Genomic DNA, 20582 nt, shown 5'->3' with positions numbered 1-20582 from the left:
TTGTTTGCGACCAAAGAAGTTGAAGGTAAGAAATGACGTTCAAGGCACCTGACAGCCTCGCCGAGCAGATCGCTCATCACCTTGCCGAGCGCATCATCCGCGGCGAGCTCAAGCCAGGGGAGCGGATTCAGGAGCAGAAGGTCACGGCCGCGCTGAACGTGAGCCGGGGCTCGGTGCGCGAGGCGTTGCTGATTCTTGAGCGCCGCCATCTGATCGTGATCCTGCCCCGTCGCGGCGCGCAGGTGTCGGTCCTGACCCCGCACAACATCACCAGCCTCTGCGCCTTGATGAGTGAGATGTACATCCTCCTCGGTCTGGCGGTGGCGCGCAGCTGGAAGGAGCCCGTCGACCTGGCGCCGTTCCAGCAGATTCAGCACCGGCTCATGGCCAATTGCGAGCGCCAGGACGTCAAGGGCTTCGTCGAAGAGAGCTTCAACGTCATGCGCGCGGCTTATCCATTTGCCAATAATCCGTACCTGGAAGAGACCGTCGAGAACCTGCAGCCCTCCATGAGCCGCTTCTACTTCCTCGCCCTGGATCAACGCCAGGCGGAAATGAGCGAATACCTGACCCTGTTCGGCCAGTTGCTCGAAGCGGTGGTGGCGCGGGATCTGGCGCGCATCCGCGACGTGCTGACCTGCTACGCCGAGCGCAGCTGCCAATCGGTTTTGTCTGCCCTGGCGGCCAGCTGATTCATGCGCCTCAAATGCATCAGGCTGGCCGGGTTCAAATCGTTCGTCGACCCGACGACGGTGAACTTCCCCAGCAACATGGCGGCCGTGGTCGGCCCCAATGGATGCGGCAAATCCAACATCATCGACGCGGTGCGCTGGGTCATGGGCGAAAGCTCGGCCAAGAACCTGCGCGGCGAGTCGATGACCGACGTCATCTTCAACGGCTCCACCAGCCGCAAACCCGTGAGCCAGGCGAGCATCGAGCTGGTCTTCGATAACTCCGACGGCACCCTGGTCGGCGAATACGCCAGCTACGCGGAAATATCCATTCGCCGCAAAGTCACCCGCGACAGCCAGAACAGCTATTACCTCAACGGCACCAAATGCCGCCGCCGCGACATTACCGACATCTTCCTCGGCACCGGCCTGGGTCCGCGCAGCTACTCGATCATCGAACAGGGCATGATCTCCAAGCTGATCGAAGCCAAGCCCGAAGACCTGCGCAACTTCATCGAAGAAGCCGCCGGCATCTCCAAATACAAGGAGCGCCGCCGCGACACCGAAAACCGCATTCGTCGTACCCACGAGAACCTCGCGCGCCTGACCGATTTGCGCGACGAGCTGGGTCGGCAACTGGAGCGATTGCAGCGTCAGGCCCAGGCGGCCGAGAAGTATCAGGAATACAAGGCCGAGGAACGTCAGCTCAAGGCGCAACTGTCGGCGTTGCGCTGGCAGGCGCTGAATGAGCAAGTGGCCCAGCGCGAGTCGGTGATCGGCAATCAGGAGGTCGGGTTCGAGTCGCTGGTCGCCGACCAGCGCAGCGCCGATGCGGCCATCGAGCGCCTGCGCGACGGTCATCACGAGCTGTCCGAACGATTCAATCTGGTGCAGGGGCGTTTCTATTCCGTGGGCGGCGACATCGCCCGGGTCGAGCAGAGCATTCAGCACGGCCAGCAACGTCTGCGCCAGTTGCAGGACGATCTGCGCGAAGCCGAGCGTGCGCGCCTGGAAACCGAATCCCATCTGGGCCACGACCGCACGCTGCTGGCGACCCTTGGCGAAGAGCTGGAAATGCTCGAGCCGGAGCAGGAAATCACCCTCGCGGCCGCCGAAGAATCCGCCGCCGCGCTGGAAGACGCCGAAACCGCCATGCACGGCTGGCAGGAGCAGTGGGACGCCTTCAACCTCACGTCCGCCGAACCCCGGCGGCAGGCAGAAGTGCAGCAGTCGCGCATTCAGCAGCTGGAAACCAGCCTGGAGCGTCTGGCCGAGCGTCAGCGGCGTCTGGGTGAAGAGCGTCAATTGCTCGCGGCGGACCCCGAAGACGCGGCGATTCTCGAACTCAGCGAGGACCTCGCGGCGCGGGAAATGGCCTTTGAAGAACTGACCGCCGAAGAAGAACAGCTGATCGAGCGCCTTGAGCAATTGCGCGTCGATCTGCAACAGGCCACCCAGGCGCAACAGCAGGCCCAGGGCGATCTGCAACGCTTGAACGGTCGCCTCGCGTCGCTGGAGGCGCTGCAACAGGCGGCACTTGATCCGGGCACCGGCACTGCCGAATGGCTGCGTGATCATCAGTTGAGCGAGCGTCCGCGTCTGGCCGAAGGGTTGCGGGTCGAGGCGGGCTGGGAAATGGCCGTGGAGACCGTGCTGGGCGCCGACCTGAATGCGGTGCTGGTGGATGATTTTGCCGGGCTGGATCTGGTGGGCTTCAGTCAGGGCGACCTGCGCCTGGTGAGTCCCGGCGCTGATGTCACGCGCATCCCTGGCAGCCTGCTGGACAAGGTCGATACGCAGGTCGATCTGACCCACTGGCTGGGCCAGGTCAAACCCGTCGAAACCCTCGACGATGCCCTGGCGCTGCGCGGGCAACTGGGCGCCGGTGAAAGCTTGATCAGTCGCGACGGCTATTGGGTCGGTCGGGATTTTCTCCGTGTGCGCCGCGCCAGCGAAGCCGAAAGCGGCGTGCTGGCGCGGGGGCAGGAATTGCAGCGTCTGGAAGCCGAGCGCGAAGAGCGAGAAGCGACCCTGGCCGCGCTGGACGAGCAACTGTTAACTCAGCGCGAACAGCAACGCACTCAGGAAGACAACCGTGAGCAATTGCGCCGCCGCTTGCAGGACGAAGCCCGCCAGCAAAGCGAGCTCAAGGCGCAGCTGTCCGCCGCCAAAGCCAAGGTCGAGCAGCTGACCCTGCGCCGCACGCGGCTTGACGAAGAATTGACCGAGCTCGCCGAACAGCGGGCCATGGAGCAGGAAACCCTCGGCGAATCCCGCCTGCAATTGCAGGACGCCCTCGACAGCATGGCGCTGGACACCGAACAGCGCGAGTTGCTGCTCGCCCAGCGCGACAGCCTGCGCGAGCGTCTGGACCGGGTGCGTCAGGAAGCCCGCCAGCATAAGGATCACGCCAACCAGCTGGCCGTACGCCTGGGATCGCTGCGCGCGCAGCATGATTCCACGCGTCAGGCCCTGGAGCGGCTGGAGATGCAGTCCGAGCGCCTGACCGAGAAGCGCGAGCAACTGAGCCTGAATCTGGAGGAGGGCGCCGCGCCGCTGGAAGAATTGCGCATGAAGCTCGAAGAGCTGCTGGAAAAGCGCATGGTCGTCGACGAAGAGATGCGCACCGCCAAGAACGCCCTGGAAGACGCTGACCGCGAACTGCGCGAAGCGGAGAAACGTCGTACCCAGGCCGAGCAGCAATCGCAGTTGCTGCGTGGGCAACTGGAACAACAGCGCTTGGAATGGCAATCGCTGACCGTGCGACGCAAGGCGCTTCAGGAGCAATTGCACGAAGACGGCTACGACCTGGACGGCGTGTTGGCGACCCTGACCGCCGACGCCAACGAGAAGGCCGCCGAAGAAGAACTCGAGCGCATCGCCGCGCGGATCCAGCGTCTGGGCGCCATCAACCTCGCGGCCATCGACGAGTATCAGCAGCAGTCCGAGCGCAAACGCTATCTGGACGCCCAGGACGCCGATCTGGTCGAAGCGCTGGACACCCTGGAAAACGTGATCCGCAAAATCGACAAGGAAACCCGCAACCGTTTCAAGGAGACCTTTGATCAGATAAACGGCGGAATTCAGGCACTTTTTCCAAAAGTTTTCGGTGGCGGCAGCGCTTACTTGGAACTGACGGGCGAAGATTTACTCGATACAGGGGTGACAATCATGGCGCGCCCTCCCGGCAAGAAAAACAGCACGATCCATTTGCTGTCCGGGGGTGAGAAAGCCCTGACCGCGCTGGCGCTGGTTTTTGCCATCTTCAAACTCAACCCGGCGCCGTTCTGCATGCTCGACGAGGTCGATGCACCGCTGGACGACGCCAACGTGGGGCGCTACGCCCGGTTGGTCAAAGAGATGTCGCAGACGGTGCAGTTCATCTACATCACCCACAACAAGATCGCCATGGAAATGGCTGATCAGTTGATGGGGGTCACCATGCACGAACCGGGTTGTTCACGGCTGGTGGCGGTGGACGTAGAGGAGGCGATGGCGCTGGTGGAGTCGTAGCGGGATGCGCAGTTGATCGCGTGGCGATCATGCAGATTTGCAGGGAAAAGTGGCGCACGGACGTCCAGTACAGGAACCATCGTCGCGGCGTGACAGATGCTTGTGACCTGCCAGATGTAACAGACGGTGTAAAGTTGCCTTTGGTCGTGCTAGCTTAATGTCCACTTTTCCATTTCGCGTGGGTAAAAGGCCATTCAGAACATAGAGTTGGCTCCACGTTTTAAAGGGGTTTGCGCCCTTAATTTTCAGAATTTCATTAGAGGCACGGGACTACATGGAAATCGGTCTGCGAGAGTGGCTGATCGTCATCGGCATTATTGTCATTGCCGGTATTCTGTTTGACGGCTGGCGCCGTATGCGCGGCGGCAAGGGCAAATTGAAATTCAGGCTGGACCGCAGCTTCTCCAACGCGGCGGACGACGACGAACCGACGTCCGCCGAAGTGTTGGGCCCTGCGCGCGTCCTGGACACCCATAAAGAACCCAAACTCGACGAGCATGACCTGCCGACGATGAGTGCTGCACCCCGCGAGCGCGCCGAACGTGAACCGCGACGCGGCAAGCGCAAGGACGAACCGCATCAAGGCGATCTGAACCTGAGCGCCGGCCCTGACCTGTTCAGTGCCCGCGACGACGATTTCCCGGACGACAAGCCGAACCAGCGCATCACCGAAGACAAGGACCTGCCACCGGTGGAAGAAGTGCTGGTGATCAGCGTGATCTCCCGTGACGAAAGTGGCTTCAAAGGTCCGGCGCTGTTGCAGAACATTCTGGAGAGCGGTCTGCGCTTTGGCGAGATGGATATCTTCCACCGTCACGAAAGCATGGCCGGCAACGGCGAAGTGCTGTTCTCGATGGCCAATGCGGTCAAGCCGGGCGTGTTCGATCTGGACGACATCGACCACTTCAGCACTCGCGCTGTGAGCTTCTTCCTGGGTCTGCCAGGGCCGCGTCATCCGAAGCAGGCGTTTGATGTCATGGTTGCCGCCGCTCGCAAGCTGGCCCACGAGCTGAACGGTGAATTGAAAGACGATCAGCGCAGCGTCATGACTGCGCAGACCATCGAGCATTACCGTCAGCGTATCGTCGAGTTCGAACGCCGCGCCCTGACCCAGCGTCGTTGAGTCGCTGCACGTTTATTGGACTATGCAATCCTGTAGGAGCGTGGCTTGTCCCGCGATCTGGCGCGAAGCGGCAGTAGATCTGACGGATGAGGTATTTCAGCTACACCGCGTTGGATGAGCTGCGACTGCTGCGCAGCCGATCGCGGGACAAGCCACGCTCCCACAGGTTATGCACGTACCACGATTGAGCAGCTTCGGCTGCTCTTTTGCATTTCGAGAACACACTTATGAAAGCCGCCGAAACCCGCATCCTTGAACTGCGCGCTGAGCTGGATCAGCACAACTACCGCTATCACGTCCTCGACGAGCCGAGCATTCCGGACGTCGAGTACGACCGGCTGTTCCACGAGCTGAAGGCGCTGGAGGCGGAGAACCCGCATCTGGTGACGCCTGACTCGCCGACTCAGCGGGTGGGCAGCGCGGCGCTGTCGGCGTTTACTCAGGTGCGTCACGAAGTCCCCATGCTGAGCCTGGGCAACGCCTTCGAAGAAAACGACATGCTCGAGTTCGATCGTCGGGTCAACGAAGGGCTGGACCTGCCAGCGGCTTCGAAGAAGGTGGAATACAGCTGCGAGCCGAAACTCGACGGCCTGGCGGTCAGCCTGCTGTATCAGAACGGCGCGTTGGTGCGGGGCGCTACTCGCGGCGACGGCACCACCGGCGAAGACATCAGCGTCAACGTGCGCACCGTGCGCAACATCCCGCTGAAGCTGCACGGCAAGGGCTGGCCAGAGACCCTCGAAGTGCGCGGCGAAGTGTTCATGTCCAAGGCCGGCTTCGAGCGTCTGAATGCCAGCCAGCTGGAAGTCGGCGGCAAGACCTTCGCCAATCCGCGCAACGCGGCGGCCGGCAGCCTGCGCCAGCTGGATTCGAAAATCACCGCCAACCGCCCGCTGGAATTCTGCTGCTACGGCATCGGCCAGGTGTCCCACGACATCGCCGACACCCACACCGGCAACCTCCAGCAGCTGAAAGAGTGGGGCATGCCGATCAGCCGCGAGATGAAAATCGCCCACGGCATCGAAGACTGCCTGACGTACTACCACGACATCGGCGAGAAACGTCTCACGCTCCCGTACGAAATCGACGGCGTGGTGTTCAAGGTCAACAGCATTGCGTCCCAGCGCGAGCTGGGTTTCCGCGCCCGCGAACCGCGCTGGGCGATCGCCCACAAATTCCCGGCCATGGAAGAACTCACCGAGCTGCTCGACGTGGAATTCCAGGTCGGCCGCACGGGCGCCGTCACGCCGGTGGCCCGTTTGAAACCGGTAAAAGTCGCCGGTGTCACCGTCGCCAACGCGACGCTGCACAACATGGATGAAGTGGCGCGCCTGGGCCTGATGATCGGCGACACGGTGATCATCCGCCGCGCCGGCGACGTGATTCCGCAAGTGGTGCAAGTGGTCCAGGAGCGCCGCCCGACAGACGCCCGCGCCGTCGAGATCCCGCAAAGCTGCCCGGTGTGTGGCTCGCAGGTCGAGCGCACGCAATTGATCAAGCGCAGCAAGGGCAAGGAAACCATCAGCGAAGGCGCGGTCTACCGCTGCGTCGGCCGTCTGGCCTGCGGTGCGCAGCTCAAGCAGGCGATCATCCATTACGTCTCGCGCCGGGCGATGGACATCGAGGGGCTGGGCGACAAAACCATCGAGCAACTGGTGGACGAAAAGCTCATCGGTTCGCCTGCCGATCTGTACAAGCTGAAGTACGAGCAGATCATCGATCTGGAAGGTTTTGCCGAGATCTCCAGCAAGAAGCTGCTCAAGGCCATCGATGACAGCAAGAAGCCGACGCTGGCGCGCTTCATCTATGCGCTGGGCATTCCGGACGTGGGTGAGGAGACGGCCAAGGTGCTGGCGCGCTCGTTGGGTTCGCTGGATCGGGTGGTTGTCGCGCTGCCGGAGGTGCTGACGTATCTGCCGGATGTTGGCCTTGAGGTCGCCCATGAGATTCACAGTTTCTTCGAGGACGAGCACAACCAGAACGTGATCGGTGCCTTGCTCGGCGAATGCCAGATGCAGCTGCAGGACACGGGCGATCTGGGCGCGGAGTTCGCAGCCAGTGCGACCTTGGGCGGCATGCTGGATAAGTTGAACATTCCGTCGGTGGGGCCGGGTGCGGCGCAGAAGCTGGCGGACAAGTTCGGCACCCTTGAAGCAGTCGTGAAGGCGGACTGGCTGGATATGCGGCAGACGCTGCCGGAGAAGCAGGCGCAGGCGGTGCGGGCGTTTTTCGATGTCCCTGAGCATGCGCAGCGGGCTATGGCGATCGAGCAGCAGCTCAAGGATTTCGGCATGCACTGGCAGAGCGAGAAGAAGGTGGTCGAGGGGCTGCCGCTGGCAGGGCAGACGTGGGTCTTGACCGGTTCGCTGGAGTTGATGAGTCGGGATGTGGCGAAGGAGAAGCTGGAAGGGCTAGGGGCGAAGGTGTCCGGTTCGGTCTCGGCGAAGACCCACACGGTGGTGGCCGGGCCGGGGGCTGGGTCGAAGTTGACCAAGGCCAACGAGCTGGGCTTGAAGGTGCTCGACGAAGAAGCGTTTGTGGCGTTTCTGAAGCAACAAGGGGTTGAGGTCGGCTAGATCAAGATCAAGTGCGTCTGCTTGGGGGCAGACTGTTTCGCCTGCGGCGAGTTACTTGGAAAAAGCACCCCAAGTAACCAAGGGTGCTTGCTCCTGGTTGGGCCCCTCGTTCCTCGGGGTCCCTTCACTCCGGTCTCGCTCCGTGGGCCCGCGCCGAACGGACATCCATGTCCTGACGGCGCTCTCGCCGCATCCCTGCGGCTCGGCCCACTGCGCGAGACCTGCGTTCAGCCTGCACCCAAGTCGCGATTGGTGTCGTTTGGACTTCCTGCGTAGGAAGATCAAGATCAAAAGCTTCCCGGCTAAAGCCGGTCCTACAGTCGAGGTGACCGCGGCTCTCACTGAATGCACGCGCTGCTATTAGTGGGACCGGCTTCAGCCGGGAAGGGGCCGGTTCAGCCACCATCAATTTCGCAGTTCACCAGTTGATCGTACCCACGCTCCGCGTGGGCACGCATCCCCAAGACGCTCCGCGTCATCCAGGGACGCGGAGCGTCCGAGGCGGCGTTATCACGCAGAGCGTGGGAACGATCAGCGATCAGCTGAAACAACGCGCACCCCGTGGGACCGGCTTTAGCCGGGAAGCCCTCGATCTGCTTCTGATCTGCTTTTTGATCTTCTTACATCGAAGGTCCAGACACCGTCAATCGCGACTTGGGTGCAGGCCGAACGCAGACGACGCGCAGTGGGCCGAGCGGCATGGATGCCGCGAGAGCGCCGCTAGGACATGGATGTCCGTTCGGCGCGGGCACACGGAGCGTCGTCGGAGTGAGGGAACCCTGACGAAGGAAGGGCCAAACCAGGAGCAGGCACTTTTGCTTACTTTTGGTGCTTTTCAAAAGTAAGTCGCCGAAGGCGAAATGTCCCGCCGTTAGGCGGGAGGGAAGACTGCGTAAAAAACGGAACCCCCGACCCCCTTGACGATCTAGTGCTTGCAGCCCCATCAGGATATCGCCATGTTCCAGTTCTTCGAGCAACTCAGCACACGGATTGCGGCGCCGTTCGCCGGAGAGACCAAGCGCAACAGCAAGGTCTGGCAATGCCATTGCGGGCAGTCGGTGTTTTTCCGCAACAGCCAGTGCCTGGCCTGCTCGGCAGCGCTGGGCTATCTCCCGGAGCAGAGCAAAATTGCCGCCCTGAAACCGGGTCCCGAGGCACAGACCTGGCGCCTCACCGACGAGCCCCAGGCCGGGCTATACCGCCGTTGCGCCAACCTCGACACCGCGGCGGCGTGCAATTGGGTATTTCCGGCGCTGAACGCCGGAGAATTCTGCGTCGCCTGTAGCCTCAACAAGACCATCCCCGACCTGTCCGTGCCGGAGAATCCCGAGCGCTGGGGCAAGATCGAGACCGCCAAACGCCGGCTGGTGGCGCAGTTGATCACCCTCGGCCTTCAGGTCATCCCCAAAAGCGTTGATGAAGAGCGCGGGCTCGCCTTCGAATTCCTGGGCGTCGACCTGGAAGGCAACCTGCCAACCACCGGCCATGCCAATGGCCTCATCACCCTCAATGTCGAAGAAGCTGACGACGCGATTCGTGAGAAGGTTCGCGTGCAGATGCACGAACCCTATCGCACGCTGCTCGGGCATTTCCGTCATGAAGTGGGGCATTACTACTGGGACCGCCTGATCGCCGACACCTACTGGCAGGACGGTTTCCGTAACCTGTTCGGCGACGACCGCGCCAGCTACGCCGACGCCTTGGATCATCACTACCAGAACGGCGCGCCGGCCGACTGGCAGCAGAGTTTCGTCAGCGCCTACGCGACCATGCATCCGTGGGAAGACTGGGCCGAAACCTGGGCGCATTACCTGCACATGATGGACGCCGTCGACACCGCGCTGAGCCTGGGCATGAGCGCCCGGGACATGGACCTCGACTACCAGCCGTTCCCCCTGGAAACCCTCTACGACCCTCAGCATCCGGGCGGTCCGGCGTTCCTCTCGTTCGTCAACGCGTGGATCGAACTGGCCGGCATGCTTAACGAGCTGTCCCGCGCCATGGGCCAGGCGGATTTCTATCCGTTTGTGCTGCCCCCGGCGGTCATCACCAAGCTGCACTTCATCCATCTGGTCATACAAGGCGCGGGCGGCAAGGCTGATGAAGTGCTGCAGGTGCAGTGATTCACTCATGTGATTGAATGCTGAAAAGCCATTGGTACGAAGCGGTGAACGGATGTCGCCGCTTGTCCGCGACGCCTGCACCGCGGAGAAAGCAGTGCTATTTTTCCTGTACATATCGTTTTGACACTACCGGCAAAGCGATTGGCGAAGCGGTCTAAAAGGGATTTCAGTCATGGCCACTGGTGCTCCACTTCCCAAAAACGAGCGTTCCCGGCTGTCGCGCATCACCCACATGGGGCTTATCGATGCGACGGCGGACGATGTGCTCGACCATGTCATTACGATGGTGACCCATTACTTTGAGGTCCCCATCGCCCTCGTTTCCATCGTCAGCGAGCATCGCCAGTGGTTTCGCGCACGGGCAGGCATGGAAGAGCGGGAGACGCCCCGCGAGGTTGCCTTCTGCGCCTACACCATCCTCAGCAACAAAATGTTTCAGGTCCCTGACGCGATGCTTGACCCGCGCTTCAGCGATAACCCGCTGGTGACCGGTGAGCCGCACATTCGCTTCTATGCAGGGGTGCCACTGGTGACCGCCGATGGCCTGGCCCTGGGTACGCTGTGCATCATCGACAACAAATCCCGGACGCCCCTGGATGCGCGTGATCGGCTCATGCTGGAAATGTACGGCCAGTTGGTGATGCAACGACTCAACAACCTGCGCCACGCCAGCTATGTCGATCAGCCCACCGGTTTGTTCAACCGCCTGCGCCTGGAAGAAGACCTCGCCGCCCTGGCGGACCGGCGCAAATATGCGCTGATCGCGCTGGACATGGTGGCGCCGGCGTTTCTCGACAGCATCGTCAAAGCGCTGGGTTACAGCTTCGCCCAGGAGCTGGTGCGCTGCATGATCGAAAACTGCCGCAGCCAGTTGCCCGCCGACACCGCGCTGTACAAGGTCAGCCCCACGCGCATCGCGCTGATCACCCGCAACGCCCGCCCGGAGGAGGCCGAGCTGCTGTTTCGGCAGTTGCTGGAGCATTTCCGGCGGCCGCTGATCTGCCGCAACATCCCCATTCAGATGGACGTCGGCATCGGCGTGCTGCCGTTGGGCCTGGACCGCTGCGAAGAGCACGACTGGATTCGGCTGGTGGTCAGCGCGGCGGATGAAGCCCGCGGCAAATCGACGGGCTGGCGCTGGTACGAGCCCCACCTGGACTTCGCCCAACAACGGGCCTTTCTGCTACTGGCCGCGCTGGCCGAGGCGGTGCGCAGCCCGGATCAGCTGTCGCTGGTGTATCAGCCGAGGCTGGAAGTGGCGACGGGCCGTATCGTGACCGTCGAGGCGCTGCTGCGCTGGCAGCATCCGGTGCTGGGACCGATCAGTCCTGCGGAATTCATTCCGCTCGCGGAAAAGACCGCGTTGATTCGCTCGCTCAGCCTCTGGGTGTTGAAAAAGGCTGTTGCCCAGGCAGCCATCTGGCAGGCGCAGGGCTATGCCTTCAAAGTGGCGATGAACGTGTCGGCAATCGATCTCGCCAACTCATCGTTCAGCGACGCGCTGTTCGAGCAACTGAAGGTCAGCGGTCTCGACCCGAGTGGCTTCGAGCTTGAATTCACCGAAAGCGCCTTGTGCGACAACCCTGAAGTGACCCGGTTGCAGCTGGAGCGCTTGCGCGGATTGAACATCGACATCGCCATTGATGACTTCGGCACCGGTTACAGCAACTGGACCTACCTGCGGCAATTGCCGGCCACCTCGGTCAAGCTCGACAAGTCACTGGTGGAAAACATCGACAGCAACGACAAGGATCGCGACCTGGTGGAAGCCATCGTCGTTCTGGCCAAGCGCCTTGGCTACCGCGTCGTCGCGGAAGGCGCCGAAACCGAAGGCGTCTACGAAATCCTCTGCGAGCTGGGTTGCCACGAAGTGCAAGGCTTCCTCGTAGCGCGGCCCATGAACGTCAGCGCTCTGGAACACTGGATGAGCGTCGATCGCAGCAGCAGGATCCGGCAGTTGCAATCACTGGCGCAGTGAGCGTTACAGTGTGAGACGCATCAACCGCTCAAAGCCGGGCTGATCCGCATCGCGTTCGGGCAACGCCTGCCAACCCAGCGCCAGGTACAACTGGCGCGCCGGGTGATTACCAGCCTCTACCGCCAGCATCAACTGGGCAGTGTCTGGCCATAAATCCCGCGCCACCGCCGGCAGCGCGCGCAGGCACTGCTTGCCCAACCCCTGACCCTGAAACCGACGATCGATCATCAGCGCGTGCAGCGTGGTCGTCACGTGCTCGCGTTCGCGTGCCCAATCCGGCAGCAGCGAGCCGCGCTTGAGCACAAAAAAGCCCCGCGGGATGTCGTCTATCAGCAACACAAAGCCCTGCCTGTCGGCAACGGGACGTGCGGTCAGCGTGTGCAGACCGCCATGAATGTCGCCCACGTGGCGGATCTGCTCCGGGAGCAGCTCGATCTCCAGCAGTTGGCGCTGTTGGGTGGGGGAGAGGGATTCATGGCGGGTGAGCGCGAAATGCATCTGTGATTACCTGCGGGTTGCGCTCCAGCTGGGCCGGGCAGGGGGCGAGCCACTTGCTGAAGGGCGGTGAAAATTCAGGCGCCATTGTGCCGCATTTGGCTACTCAGCCGCTGCATCGCGCAGGCGGCGAGGGGCTGACGACGCTCAAAATCTTAATCTGAAACAAGAGGTTGTAACTTCGCGCGAGACCGGTACAATGGCGCGGCTCGCCACTGGCGAGCGTCGTTATGGTGACCCCATCGGTCCCCCCGCAACGATTACCCGTGAACCTGGTCAGAGCCGGAAGGCAGCAGCCACAGCGGGAACATTGTGTGCCGGGGTGTGGCTGGTGGGGTTGCCTCCTATCTAAAAACTCGTTGTAAATCAATGAGTTGTCAGTTGAAAAATCTCGAAGTGTGACAGCGCTTAGGTACACCTAAGTGGTGCACTGTGGTGGCGATCTTACATCGTTCATTTTTCGCAAGCTATCATCGTTTACTGCCCATGGCATGAGCTGAATGCAGGCACCATTCGTTGAGAGTGATGCCAAGGGTGACAATTTCGTTGTGAATTTCGACCGTCCCTTCGAGTACCTCTTGTACCCAGTAGCTTTTGAATTTCCTTCCTTGATGCTCGAAGGCCGCGACCTGCGCTCCGCCTCCTAGGTACTCACCAGTGCATTCGTGGTGCTTCGACGATGGTTCATGTGATACGAGTTGTCGATGTTTGATGGTGTTACTGAAGCCTGAAAGATACCGAAACCAAGGAAGTCGAGTGACTCGTGTAATCTCTGCTTTTAAGGCGCCTTCAGGAAGGCCATCCCTTACCTTGCTGATGGTGCAATGCTCTATGCACAAGGGTTGGGGGACGGCTAGGGCATTTACAAGCTGAGCAAACATATCGAATGTATTACGCGTCATATTTATTGCAGCAATCAGGTTAGCTTCGCTGGCGAGTTTAGCATTCTCGAACTCGTCATCGGTGCCCATCATCATTGCCCCAGTGAACATTTTGATTCCGTCAGGGTCGTGCTCAACTTTGTAGACGGCAAATGCGTCACGAGCCAGACTCTTGTGGTACTGGTAGATAAGGAGGGAGTGGCTGACGGAGTCCACCGTGCTCAATATCCAGTGCTTATTCGAGTTGAGGGTGCGAATGTATTCCTCCAGCACTGCCAAATCCCATCTTCGTGTCATGTTTTTTTCTGTTCCTGCCTGAATATCGCGATCAAGAATGCCACCCTCGGAATCTTTGATTATAGCGGCGCGTAGATTAGCTTTGTGCTGAAAAAAAATATTAACGCTGCTCCACGAGTTTCCACGCCGTCATCATGTGAAGACCACAAAAATCCTCAGCGGTCTCCCGCAATGCGTTAATGAGTGTTTTAACTTTTTCATCATCATGACTGAACGCTTGAACTATATTGTCATCAGCGTTCACAAAAACAAACGCTTTTACTGGTTTTGGGCCGTTGTTCATGTTTGCCACCATGTTCTCCCAATCCGCAGGCTGGACAGTCGATTTTTGCTTGTCTTTTGGTTTGTCCTTAGTGACTGGGTATCTGAAAAAAGTGCTTGATGAGTCCGTGCCATCAATCAGCTTTACGCGGGCGTTCAGTTCAGGGCTCAATATCCAATCCGTTTTTTCGAGTGTAATCAAGAAGTCGATGTTTATATCTATGAGCGACTTTAGGTGCGTGTAAAGTGGCATTAATGCATGAATGTCCTTTAAGAGCTTAGGTTTGGTGCCTACAAGAATCGCGGCCTCACCGCTATCAGTCTGCTGATAAGCAATATTAAATCTACGATGAAAGATTACTATGCACGACTTAAGATATAGCTCGATTGAATGACGGTATAGGAAACTTATTGGGAGGTGGGACTGTAGACCGCCAGCGGAAGGATTTGATTCAAGTGCATCCGCTGAGGATTTGAAAGAATCAGCAACAGCACCAAAGCCAGAGTCATACTGAAGGTACAGCGGAAGCATCATATCCATCTTATATTCCTCGCGTAGTAGCTGTGGTAAACCCGTTGTAGCGAACTCCCTCAGCGCGTTCAGTTCGCCTTATAGCTAATCTTGCCTCTAGGGATGGATGTTTTGGCTCAATGCTTTCTTCGTAGATGTAATTAGTGTCTTCCCAGAAGAGGCAAATCTTGTCCACGAAATCTTCCAGCATCTCTCTAGGGATTTGCATTGATTGCACTGGAGGTGCTTCACCTGTCAGTGTTGATCGTAGAAACTCGTTATCAGCATTGTGGTAAGCGGGCCAGAGATCGCGGCGGATACTCCACAATCGAACACTAGAGCAACCATCACCATGGCGACACACATTACCTACCAACATTAGTAGGTCAAGCGATTCAAATGAAGCGAATGAAGGTAAAGGGATACCTCGCAATCTCTCAAATACAGTATTTAGTTCATCACCCCAAAATACAGTCTGAACAGAGTGGGCACCCCTGCGATTAGAAACAGGAAATGGATTTATGCTCAATTGCTGTAGACAACCTGCAAGGTATGTTCGTATCTGCTGCTCCCATAGAGACTGGATAGCCAAACAGAATGCCATTCGTGTCTTGTAAATCAGCTCGCTCAAGTCAGATAGTATAAAGTGAGATACAGGGTCGTCTGACTCTTCCCAATGCTTTACCTGAACATCAAGAGCGTCCAATGAAGGATTGATAACTAGAGTTAAGAATTCTTGGGCAATCGGCCCATATCGATATGTATAAACATCAGCTAAGCAGTTTGTCCATGTAGGAATTTCAGGCATCACGCTATCCCCCGTGTCTGCTGGCAGTTAAGATCGGAATGGAATGGATGAAGCTACGATCTTCTCAGTCAGTGCATCTTTTCCCCGGTGACTCAACATTCTTTTTACTGCAGTCTCGGCTAGCGCCGTCGAGGTAGTTGGCCCGAGAATAATCCTATCTATAATACTCTCTAGTGAAAGGTGCTCACCAAATAACCCATCCAGAGGTTCCACCTGAAATTTCAGCTTGGGCTCGACGGCTCCGAGTGGCGTGATCGTGTACCCGAGCATGCTCTTAAGTTTATCATGCCTATCCCGCTCACTCATGTATACAATACGCCACTCTTGCTCTTCGTGAAAGCCATTGTGTTTTGTGAAGACTGCAAAAATCTTCAGACGCTCGATCCATTGATATGCAACACTGAACAGCTCTTCGTCATTTAATGTTTGTTCGGATAATATTTTAGCCAATCCATTTATCTTGGTTGTTATCCAGTTCAGACGGTCTTCACGTGTACCGTATTTCACGGCGCCAATAATAAAAGGGGAAGACTCCGAAACGGCAATCTTCTTCGTATCGAACACGATGGCTACACCGCTACCACCTGCACCATACCCGCGCCACATCGATAAAAGACCGTCGTTATTTTCCGGTGCATGTTTAGCTAAGCACATGATGTAGGTGTCAAAAGCGTGCTTTGTTTCGAACGCTTCAAACAGGTTGTTGAAATGCCCCATCATGGTTTCGAATGCATGATCGTTGTGAATCGCTGCTCTCAGTTCTTGATTGTTACGAAATGCATTGGCCCCCTCTACCATGCCAAAACGAAGTTCCTCCAAATCATTCATGTATAGCGGATTAGAAAACCATATTTCGTTATTACCCATCATTGCATCAAGCACTCCTACCGAAGTGTAGTGAGCAAGCAAGGGACGCTGGGCTGGAAAATCATCTTCTGAATCTAAGTCTTCCCACATCACTGACTGAATCTGTTCATCAAAACTCATTTCAAATCGTCCTTGTCGAAAAGGTCACAAATACACTAATCGGCCAGTAAAAACTAGCGATCGGCAGCGGTCACTTAGTCAGCTTGGTTTAGCCAAAACCCTGCCCACCGACATCGACTTTGCAAGGGATGGGGGTCGTTCTCTGCATGGCTGGCGAGAATAAGTACCGGGGCATGCACCAACGCTGGTGACAGATTTTCATCCTACCCTCTTAACACAGCGCGTAGGGGGCAGATGGCTTTCGCCGTAAAACGAAAATAAGTCCTGACGGCTCTGCTGGGCTTGCTGGGGGCGTGGTGATTGCTGAGGGTTGCTGACTCATTGTCCCAGAAGCAGAGACGACAAAGCCCGCATAAGCGGGCTTTGGGGACACATATGACGGTTAGGCTTTCAGTTCACGTTTGACACGGTACACAGTGGCAACACCGCATCCAGCGAGCTTAGCTACATGGTCAGCGCTCATGGTTGTGTGCTCTCTCATAAGTTTAGTGATCGTGTCCCACATAGCTGTGTTCTTGGCCTTACCGGGAGGTGTCCAATCTTCCTGAGTTCGCTTTCTTGCCAAGCCTTGGTTGATACGCTCTACACGCTTTTCTTGATCCAGCCTTGCCATGGTAGCCATGAGGTCAATCAACATATCGTTGATCACTTTCATGATCTGACCTGTGATGCCCTTGTCTTCGACCATCATATGACTGGTGGGCAGGTCATGCACAACAAGGCGGAGACCCTTGGTGTCGATGGTAGAACGCAGCACTCGCCAATCGGCTTGGGAAAGGCGGGACAGCCTGTCTACAGATTCCACCAGTAGCACGTCCCCCGGCTGAGCTACTTCGAGCAGACGCAGCAACTCAGGCCGATTCAACTTGGTGCCGCTGATGTTCTCGCTATAGACGCCGACGATGGTCAGTCCCTTTTCAGCAGCGAACGCTTCAAGCGAGACCTGAGCGCGGTCAGCGTGCTGATCCTTGGTCGATGCTCTCAGGTACAGATGGGCATTCATGACTGGCTATCCTTTAGGCTGCGTTTTGATAGGCAAATGATAATTCGATCATATAGCTACTCGCAAATGTTATCTGATAGTGGGTGACGGGCGGTTATCTTACTACTCTTTAGGTAGACCTAAACGATAGCTCTGGTTGCCCATCACTCGTCTGTGTAAAGGTCGCTTGCGATTTCCCGACCTGATGGCGTCAGACGCACTTCTATGTACTCGTCTCCGTCACCGTCAGAAGCGTCTACACCTACGGCGTATCCTTTCGCGATCAATTGTCGGAGCGTGTGCACGTCTTCGCCCTTTACTACAGGCTGACCTGCATGGATGGCGAGCAGAAGCTTGATTTCGACAGATAGCAGTTCCATCAGGCGTTCCTCATGCTGAAAACCTTGAGTCTGGCCTAGTTGGAGCGCTTTTCCCGTTTCGAAACGTCCGGAAACTATCTTTCAACGCGCCCGGTTTGACCTGAGATAAGCACAACCCACGCCGTTACTGGGCTACAGGCGTGCTACAACTCTGACAGCCTGCGAACATGTCTGCCGTAAACGGGGTTTTGACCCTATTTCATGGGGAATTCGGGGGATAAAATCGAATTATCTGCACACGTTGTCCCAGGACGTGAAGCGCCACATACTGCGAAGTCACCACACGGATGGAGAGCACTGTGGACCTTGCATCAATTCCGATTGCATCATTGCTGGCACTGGCCGTCTCCTTGTTCGCGTTATTGCGTACAGAGCGTGTGCAAAACAGGTCGAGGGCAAACGAACTCTACCTGCGAAGGCAAAACCTTTTACTCAAGGCCGAGGCTGCACGTTCAGAGTGGTACAAGCTGGATCGGGAAACTGATTCGCTGGCTCACCGTCTCTCCCTCAACAACGACTTGAATCCTGAGCTTCGAGAGATCACGTCCAACTTTCTGCAAGATAGGCGGGAGTTCTTCCGCCAGTGTATTGCGGACGCATCCGCCTTTGCTGAGCATGCACATACGAATCGTGACCGCTACAGCGAGAAGGAATGTAAGGAGAGGCTTACTGCGGTTGAGGTCAGCCTCGAAAAGCTGAGACGGAATCAGGGCGAGGCGGAGCGTAGGTTTAACCAACTCATGGAAACGGCAGCAGCTCATAGTGGAACGGGAGTGGCATGAAAAGGGTTAGTTTGAACGGATGGCAGCGGTTATGGGTAGTGGTGTGCGTAGTGATGTTAGTAGGAATGGTCTCATTAGCGGCCAGCCGGAATTTCCCTACCGCTGAGCGGATTGAAAGCTCTTACGCATTCAGTAGGTACATGCACGATAACAACCTTGCATGCTTGGAGAACGAGGCCGCTAACGCACGTGCTGGAATCGTGGCGCCCATCTCTATATGCCAGAGGAGCGACCCCGCAGACGTACGAAAGGTGTTCGCGGAAGACACGGCGTCGTACGAGTATCGGCGCGCTCACGTCCTTACACTTCAGCTTCAGAGCGGCGGGGGAATAATTGTCGGATGGCTACTGGTGTGCGCAGCCCTCTACCTGTTGGGCCTCATCCTCGCTTGGATTGTCCGAGGCTTTCGCCACAAGGGGCCAATAACCTCATAGCTCCGCTATGGCATGGCGTCAGCCTCTTTGCATAGACCAACCAAAGGCTGATGCAAGGTCAAGGCAGGTAGCATCACAGCGGCGCTGTAAAATCAAACTGCTTCACTGACCCCACCAATCTAAGGACGGACCCATCATGAAATACATCTGCACATTCACACTCCTATTGCTCGCCCAAGCAACATATGCGGCTGACGCCACTCCTATCCCTGATCCCTACGGTGGCCCTGATAAGCGCCCCGAGAAAAGTGAGAATGTCACTGGCTACCTGAACGAAGATGGTTCTTCTACCACCACGGCAGTGATCATTTACGCCGATGGTCATAAGGAATTCTGCATTACCCAAATGGTACGGCCTACAGCGGACCCACGGCGGTGGAAAGTCACCGGCGAGAAGTGCACACGTATTCTCTCGTACCTGAAATAACGGACTAGTTGGTTGAAAGACTTCGCCGGAAGGAGCAGATAAGCCCACAGCGCCGCTATGGGATAATGTCAGTCTCTGTGCACGGATCAGCCAAGAGCTGATGCAAGGTCAACGGAAACGATCATCACAGCGGCGCTGTTAGGTTATTCGCCATTGAGTAATCCCCACCTCACGGTGGACGAATCGACACATGACCTTCGGTCGAACACTAACCAATAAATGAGATCAACAAAAATCCTGCTCTTCGCTTGTGATCTTGTGTTTCGTGCATAATCACGAAATGCGACAGCACTCGTTACCACGGAGAAGGTTATAACCTGTATGCCCGGCATACGACTCAGATCAAAGGCTAGAGCAAGAGGGGTTTGTGTAGACTCATTATACTGAATCGTGATTCTTTGCTGAGGTCTTCATTGGTGCAAAGTCACACGGTGCAACCTGAGACGTTGACGTCTCAAGTGAACAACTGAACTTGTGTATATATTATAGAGACAAAAAGTTCACTTCCAGATTACGCGTCTGCAATGAACATGTGAACCTATCAATAATCTATACGGACTGAAATTTCAGATGCAGTGATGGTCGAACTCTTCATCGTCGATAAACGCTGGTTCCACTGGCGGAATCTGCGGAACGCGGCCTTCTATAGTGTCCACCGCATCCACCATCCTCTTTCCGTGCACCAGAGGCGATGCAGGGTGCGACCCTAAAATATGGCCGATAATTTCTTGCCTTACGTGCCAAATGGACGCAGTTGGATACCTGACGCAGAATTCCGCGACCATTTCTTCCAGACGATCAACCAATATAGTTGCGTCGTGGACTAACTCCAGATGACTTGCTCGTGCGAACTCTGGCTCCATCCAATCCGGGCGGATGAATGCATCATACGGTAGCGCACGTTTGGTTCTCCGCTCAATAGCCTCCGGAATCGTCACGCCCGATGGCAGGCCGTACGCCGCTTTTATCTTCGCTCTGAACTGTAGTCGTGGGATACCTTCGGGCCGCACAGCCAAAGGAATGAGTTCTTCCATCAGGAAGTAGTGGTTATCGAACACGATCACCGTGTTGAGATTCCGTTTGCACCAGTTCTCTGTGACACCTTGGGAACCCAGTTCAGCAGCGATATCACGGTATGAGGTGCCCACCGAGCGCATTTGGGTCGCACGTGCACGAGCTTCTTCAGTGACTTTACTCTTTGCCATTATTCATTCTCCTATTCAAGTTCAATTCATGGGCAGTTCCTCTCGGTTATGCCAGTTGTAAAAGTGTCAAAACGCAGGCGTCAGATAATCACACTCCGACATCACCTTGGCGGTGGCGGATGTGACGTCTGGGTGTTCGTATTGAGGT

At 57.3% G+C, this 20582-nt stretch carries 16 protein-coding genes and 1 other RNA gene; 9 read left to right on the top strand and 8 right to left on the bottom strand.

The genetic code is table 11. The features are described from left to right. The first annotated feature begins 32 nt into the window (after window positions 1–32). The 6 genes from BMY98_RS12235 to BMY98_RS12210 all read left to right on the top strand — a co-directional run bounded on the left by BMY98_RS12235 (window position 33) and on the right by BMY98_RS12210 (window position 11984). A complete protein-coding gene (locus BMY98_RS12235) occupies window positions 33–692 on the top strand; it encodes a GntR family transcriptional regulator (protein WP_074889313.1) in 660 nt (219 codons plus the stop codon). Window positions 693–695: 3 nt separating this feature from the next. Continuing rightward, window positions 696–4184 carry a chromosome segregation protein SMC gene (gene smc / locus BMY98_RS12230; RefSeq protein ID WP_074889310.1) on the top strand — a complete coding sequence of 1163 codons (3489 nt, stop codon included), beginning with the start codon at window positions 696–698 and terminating at the stop codon, window positions 4182–4184. Window positions 4185–4458: 274 nt separating this feature from the next. After that, window positions 4459–5307, top strand: a complete 849-nt coding sequence (gene zipA / locus BMY98_RS12225) for a cell division protein ZipA (RefSeq protein WP_074889308.1) — start codon at window positions 4459–4461, stop codon at window positions 5305–5307. A 227-nt stretch (window positions 5308–5534) separates the two neighbouring features. Then, on the top strand, window positions 5535–7883 hold the full coding sequence (gene ligA / locus BMY98_RS12220; RefSeq protein ID WP_074889305.1) for an NAD-dependent DNA ligase LigA: 2349 nt from the start codon (window positions 5535–5537) through the stop codon (window positions 7881–7883). Between the two features lie 956 nt (window positions 7884–8839). Next, window positions 8840–10006: a zinc-binding metallopeptidase family protein gene (locus BMY98_RS12215; protein ID WP_074889302.1), complete on the top strand. Its 1167-nt coding sequence runs from the start codon at window positions 8840–8842 to the stop codon at window positions 10004–10006. Window positions 10007–10178: 172 nt separating this feature from the next. Then, window positions 10179–11984, top strand: a complete 1806-nt coding sequence (locus tag BMY98_RS12210) for a sensor domain-containing phosphodiesterase (protein WP_074889300.1) — start codon at window positions 10179–10181, stop codon at window positions 11982–11984. A gap of 3 nt (window positions 11985–11987) precedes the next feature. Here the strand turns inward: BMY98_RS12210 and BMY98_RS12205 are convergent, their stop codons facing one another. Next, window positions 11988–12482: a GNAT family N-acetyltransferase gene (locus BMY98_RS12205; protein WP_074889297.1), complete on the bottom strand. Its 495-nt coding sequence runs from the start codon at window positions 12480–12482 to the stop codon at window positions 11988–11990. Between the two features lie 237 nt (window positions 12483–12719). Between BMY98_RS12205 and ffs the strand changes: the two genes are divergently transcribed. Beyond that, window positions 12720–12816, top strand: an RNA gene (ffs, locus tag BMY98_RS12200) — signal recognition particle sRNA small type. 133 nt (window positions 12817–12949) lie between these two features. On the opposite strand, the gene BMY98_RS12195 is transcribed toward ffs, so the two are convergent. The 6 genes from BMY98_RS12195 to BMY98_RS12175 all read right to left on the bottom strand — a co-directional run bounded on the left by BMY98_RS12195 (window position 12950) and on the right by BMY98_RS12175 (window position 17586). Then, window positions 12950–13657: a hypothetical protein gene (locus BMY98_RS12195; RefSeq protein ID WP_074889294.1), complete on the bottom strand. Its 708-nt coding sequence runs from the start codon at window positions 13655–13657 to the stop codon at window positions 12950–12952. 100 nt (window positions 13658–13757) lie between these two features. Beyond that, window positions 13758–14459, bottom strand: a complete 702-nt coding sequence (locus tag BMY98_RS12190) for a hypothetical protein (protein ID WP_074889292.1) — start codon at window positions 14457–14459, stop codon at window positions 13758–13760. A gap of 1 nt (window position 14460) precedes the next feature. Next, complete coding sequence (locus tag BMY98_RS26770) at window positions 14461–15237, bottom strand: hypothetical protein (protein WP_074889289.1); 777 nt, start codon at window positions 15235–15237, stop codon at window positions 14461–14463. A 27-nt stretch (window positions 15238–15264) separates the two neighbouring features. Further along, complete coding sequence (locus BMY98_RS12185; RefSeq protein WP_074889286.1) at window positions 15265–16224, bottom strand: DUF2971 domain-containing protein; 960 nt, start codon at window positions 16222–16224, stop codon at window positions 15265–15267. 382 nt (window positions 16225–16606) lie between these two features. Continuing rightward, window positions 16607–17227, bottom strand: a complete 621-nt coding sequence (locus BMY98_RS12180) for a recombinase family protein (protein ID WP_074889283.1) — start codon at window positions 17225–17227, stop codon at window positions 16607–16609. Window positions 17228–17370: 143 nt separating this feature from the next. Further along, window positions 17371–17586 carry a hypothetical protein gene (locus BMY98_RS12175; protein ID WP_074889280.1) on the bottom strand — a complete coding sequence of 72 codons (216 nt, stop codon included), beginning with the start codon at window positions 17584–17586 and terminating at the stop codon, window positions 17371–17373. A 299-nt stretch (window positions 17587–17885) separates the two neighbouring features. Between BMY98_RS12175 and BMY98_RS12170 the strand changes: the two genes are divergently transcribed. Next, entirely contained in the window at window positions 17886–18368 is a 483-nt protein-coding gene (locus BMY98_RS12170) for a hypothetical protein (RefSeq protein ID WP_139214482.1), read from the top strand. A 570-nt stretch (window positions 18369–18938) separates the two neighbouring features. Further along, a complete protein-coding gene (locus BMY98_RS12160) occupies window positions 18939–19229 on the top strand; it encodes a hypothetical protein (protein WP_074889271.1) in 291 nt (96 codons plus the stop codon). A 566-nt stretch (window positions 19230–19795) separates the two neighbouring features. On the opposite strand, the gene BMY98_RS12155 is transcribed toward BMY98_RS12160, so the two are convergent. Beyond that, window positions 19796–20434 carry a hypothetical protein gene (locus BMY98_RS12155; protein ID WP_074889269.1) on the bottom strand — a complete coding sequence of 213 codons (639 nt, stop codon included), beginning with the start codon at window positions 20432–20434 and terminating at the stop codon, window positions 19796–19798. Between the last annotated feature and the right edge of the window lie 148 nt (window positions 20435–20582).

The organism is Pseudomonas graminis (assembly GCF_900111735.1).
Taxonomy (GTDB): Bacteria; Pseudomonadota; Gammaproteobacteria; order Pseudomonadales; family Pseudomonadaceae; genus Aquipseudomonas; species Aquipseudomonas graminis.
Note: the sequence above shows the minus strand (reverse complement) of the source record. Positions and strands in the feature narration are given on the sequence as shown.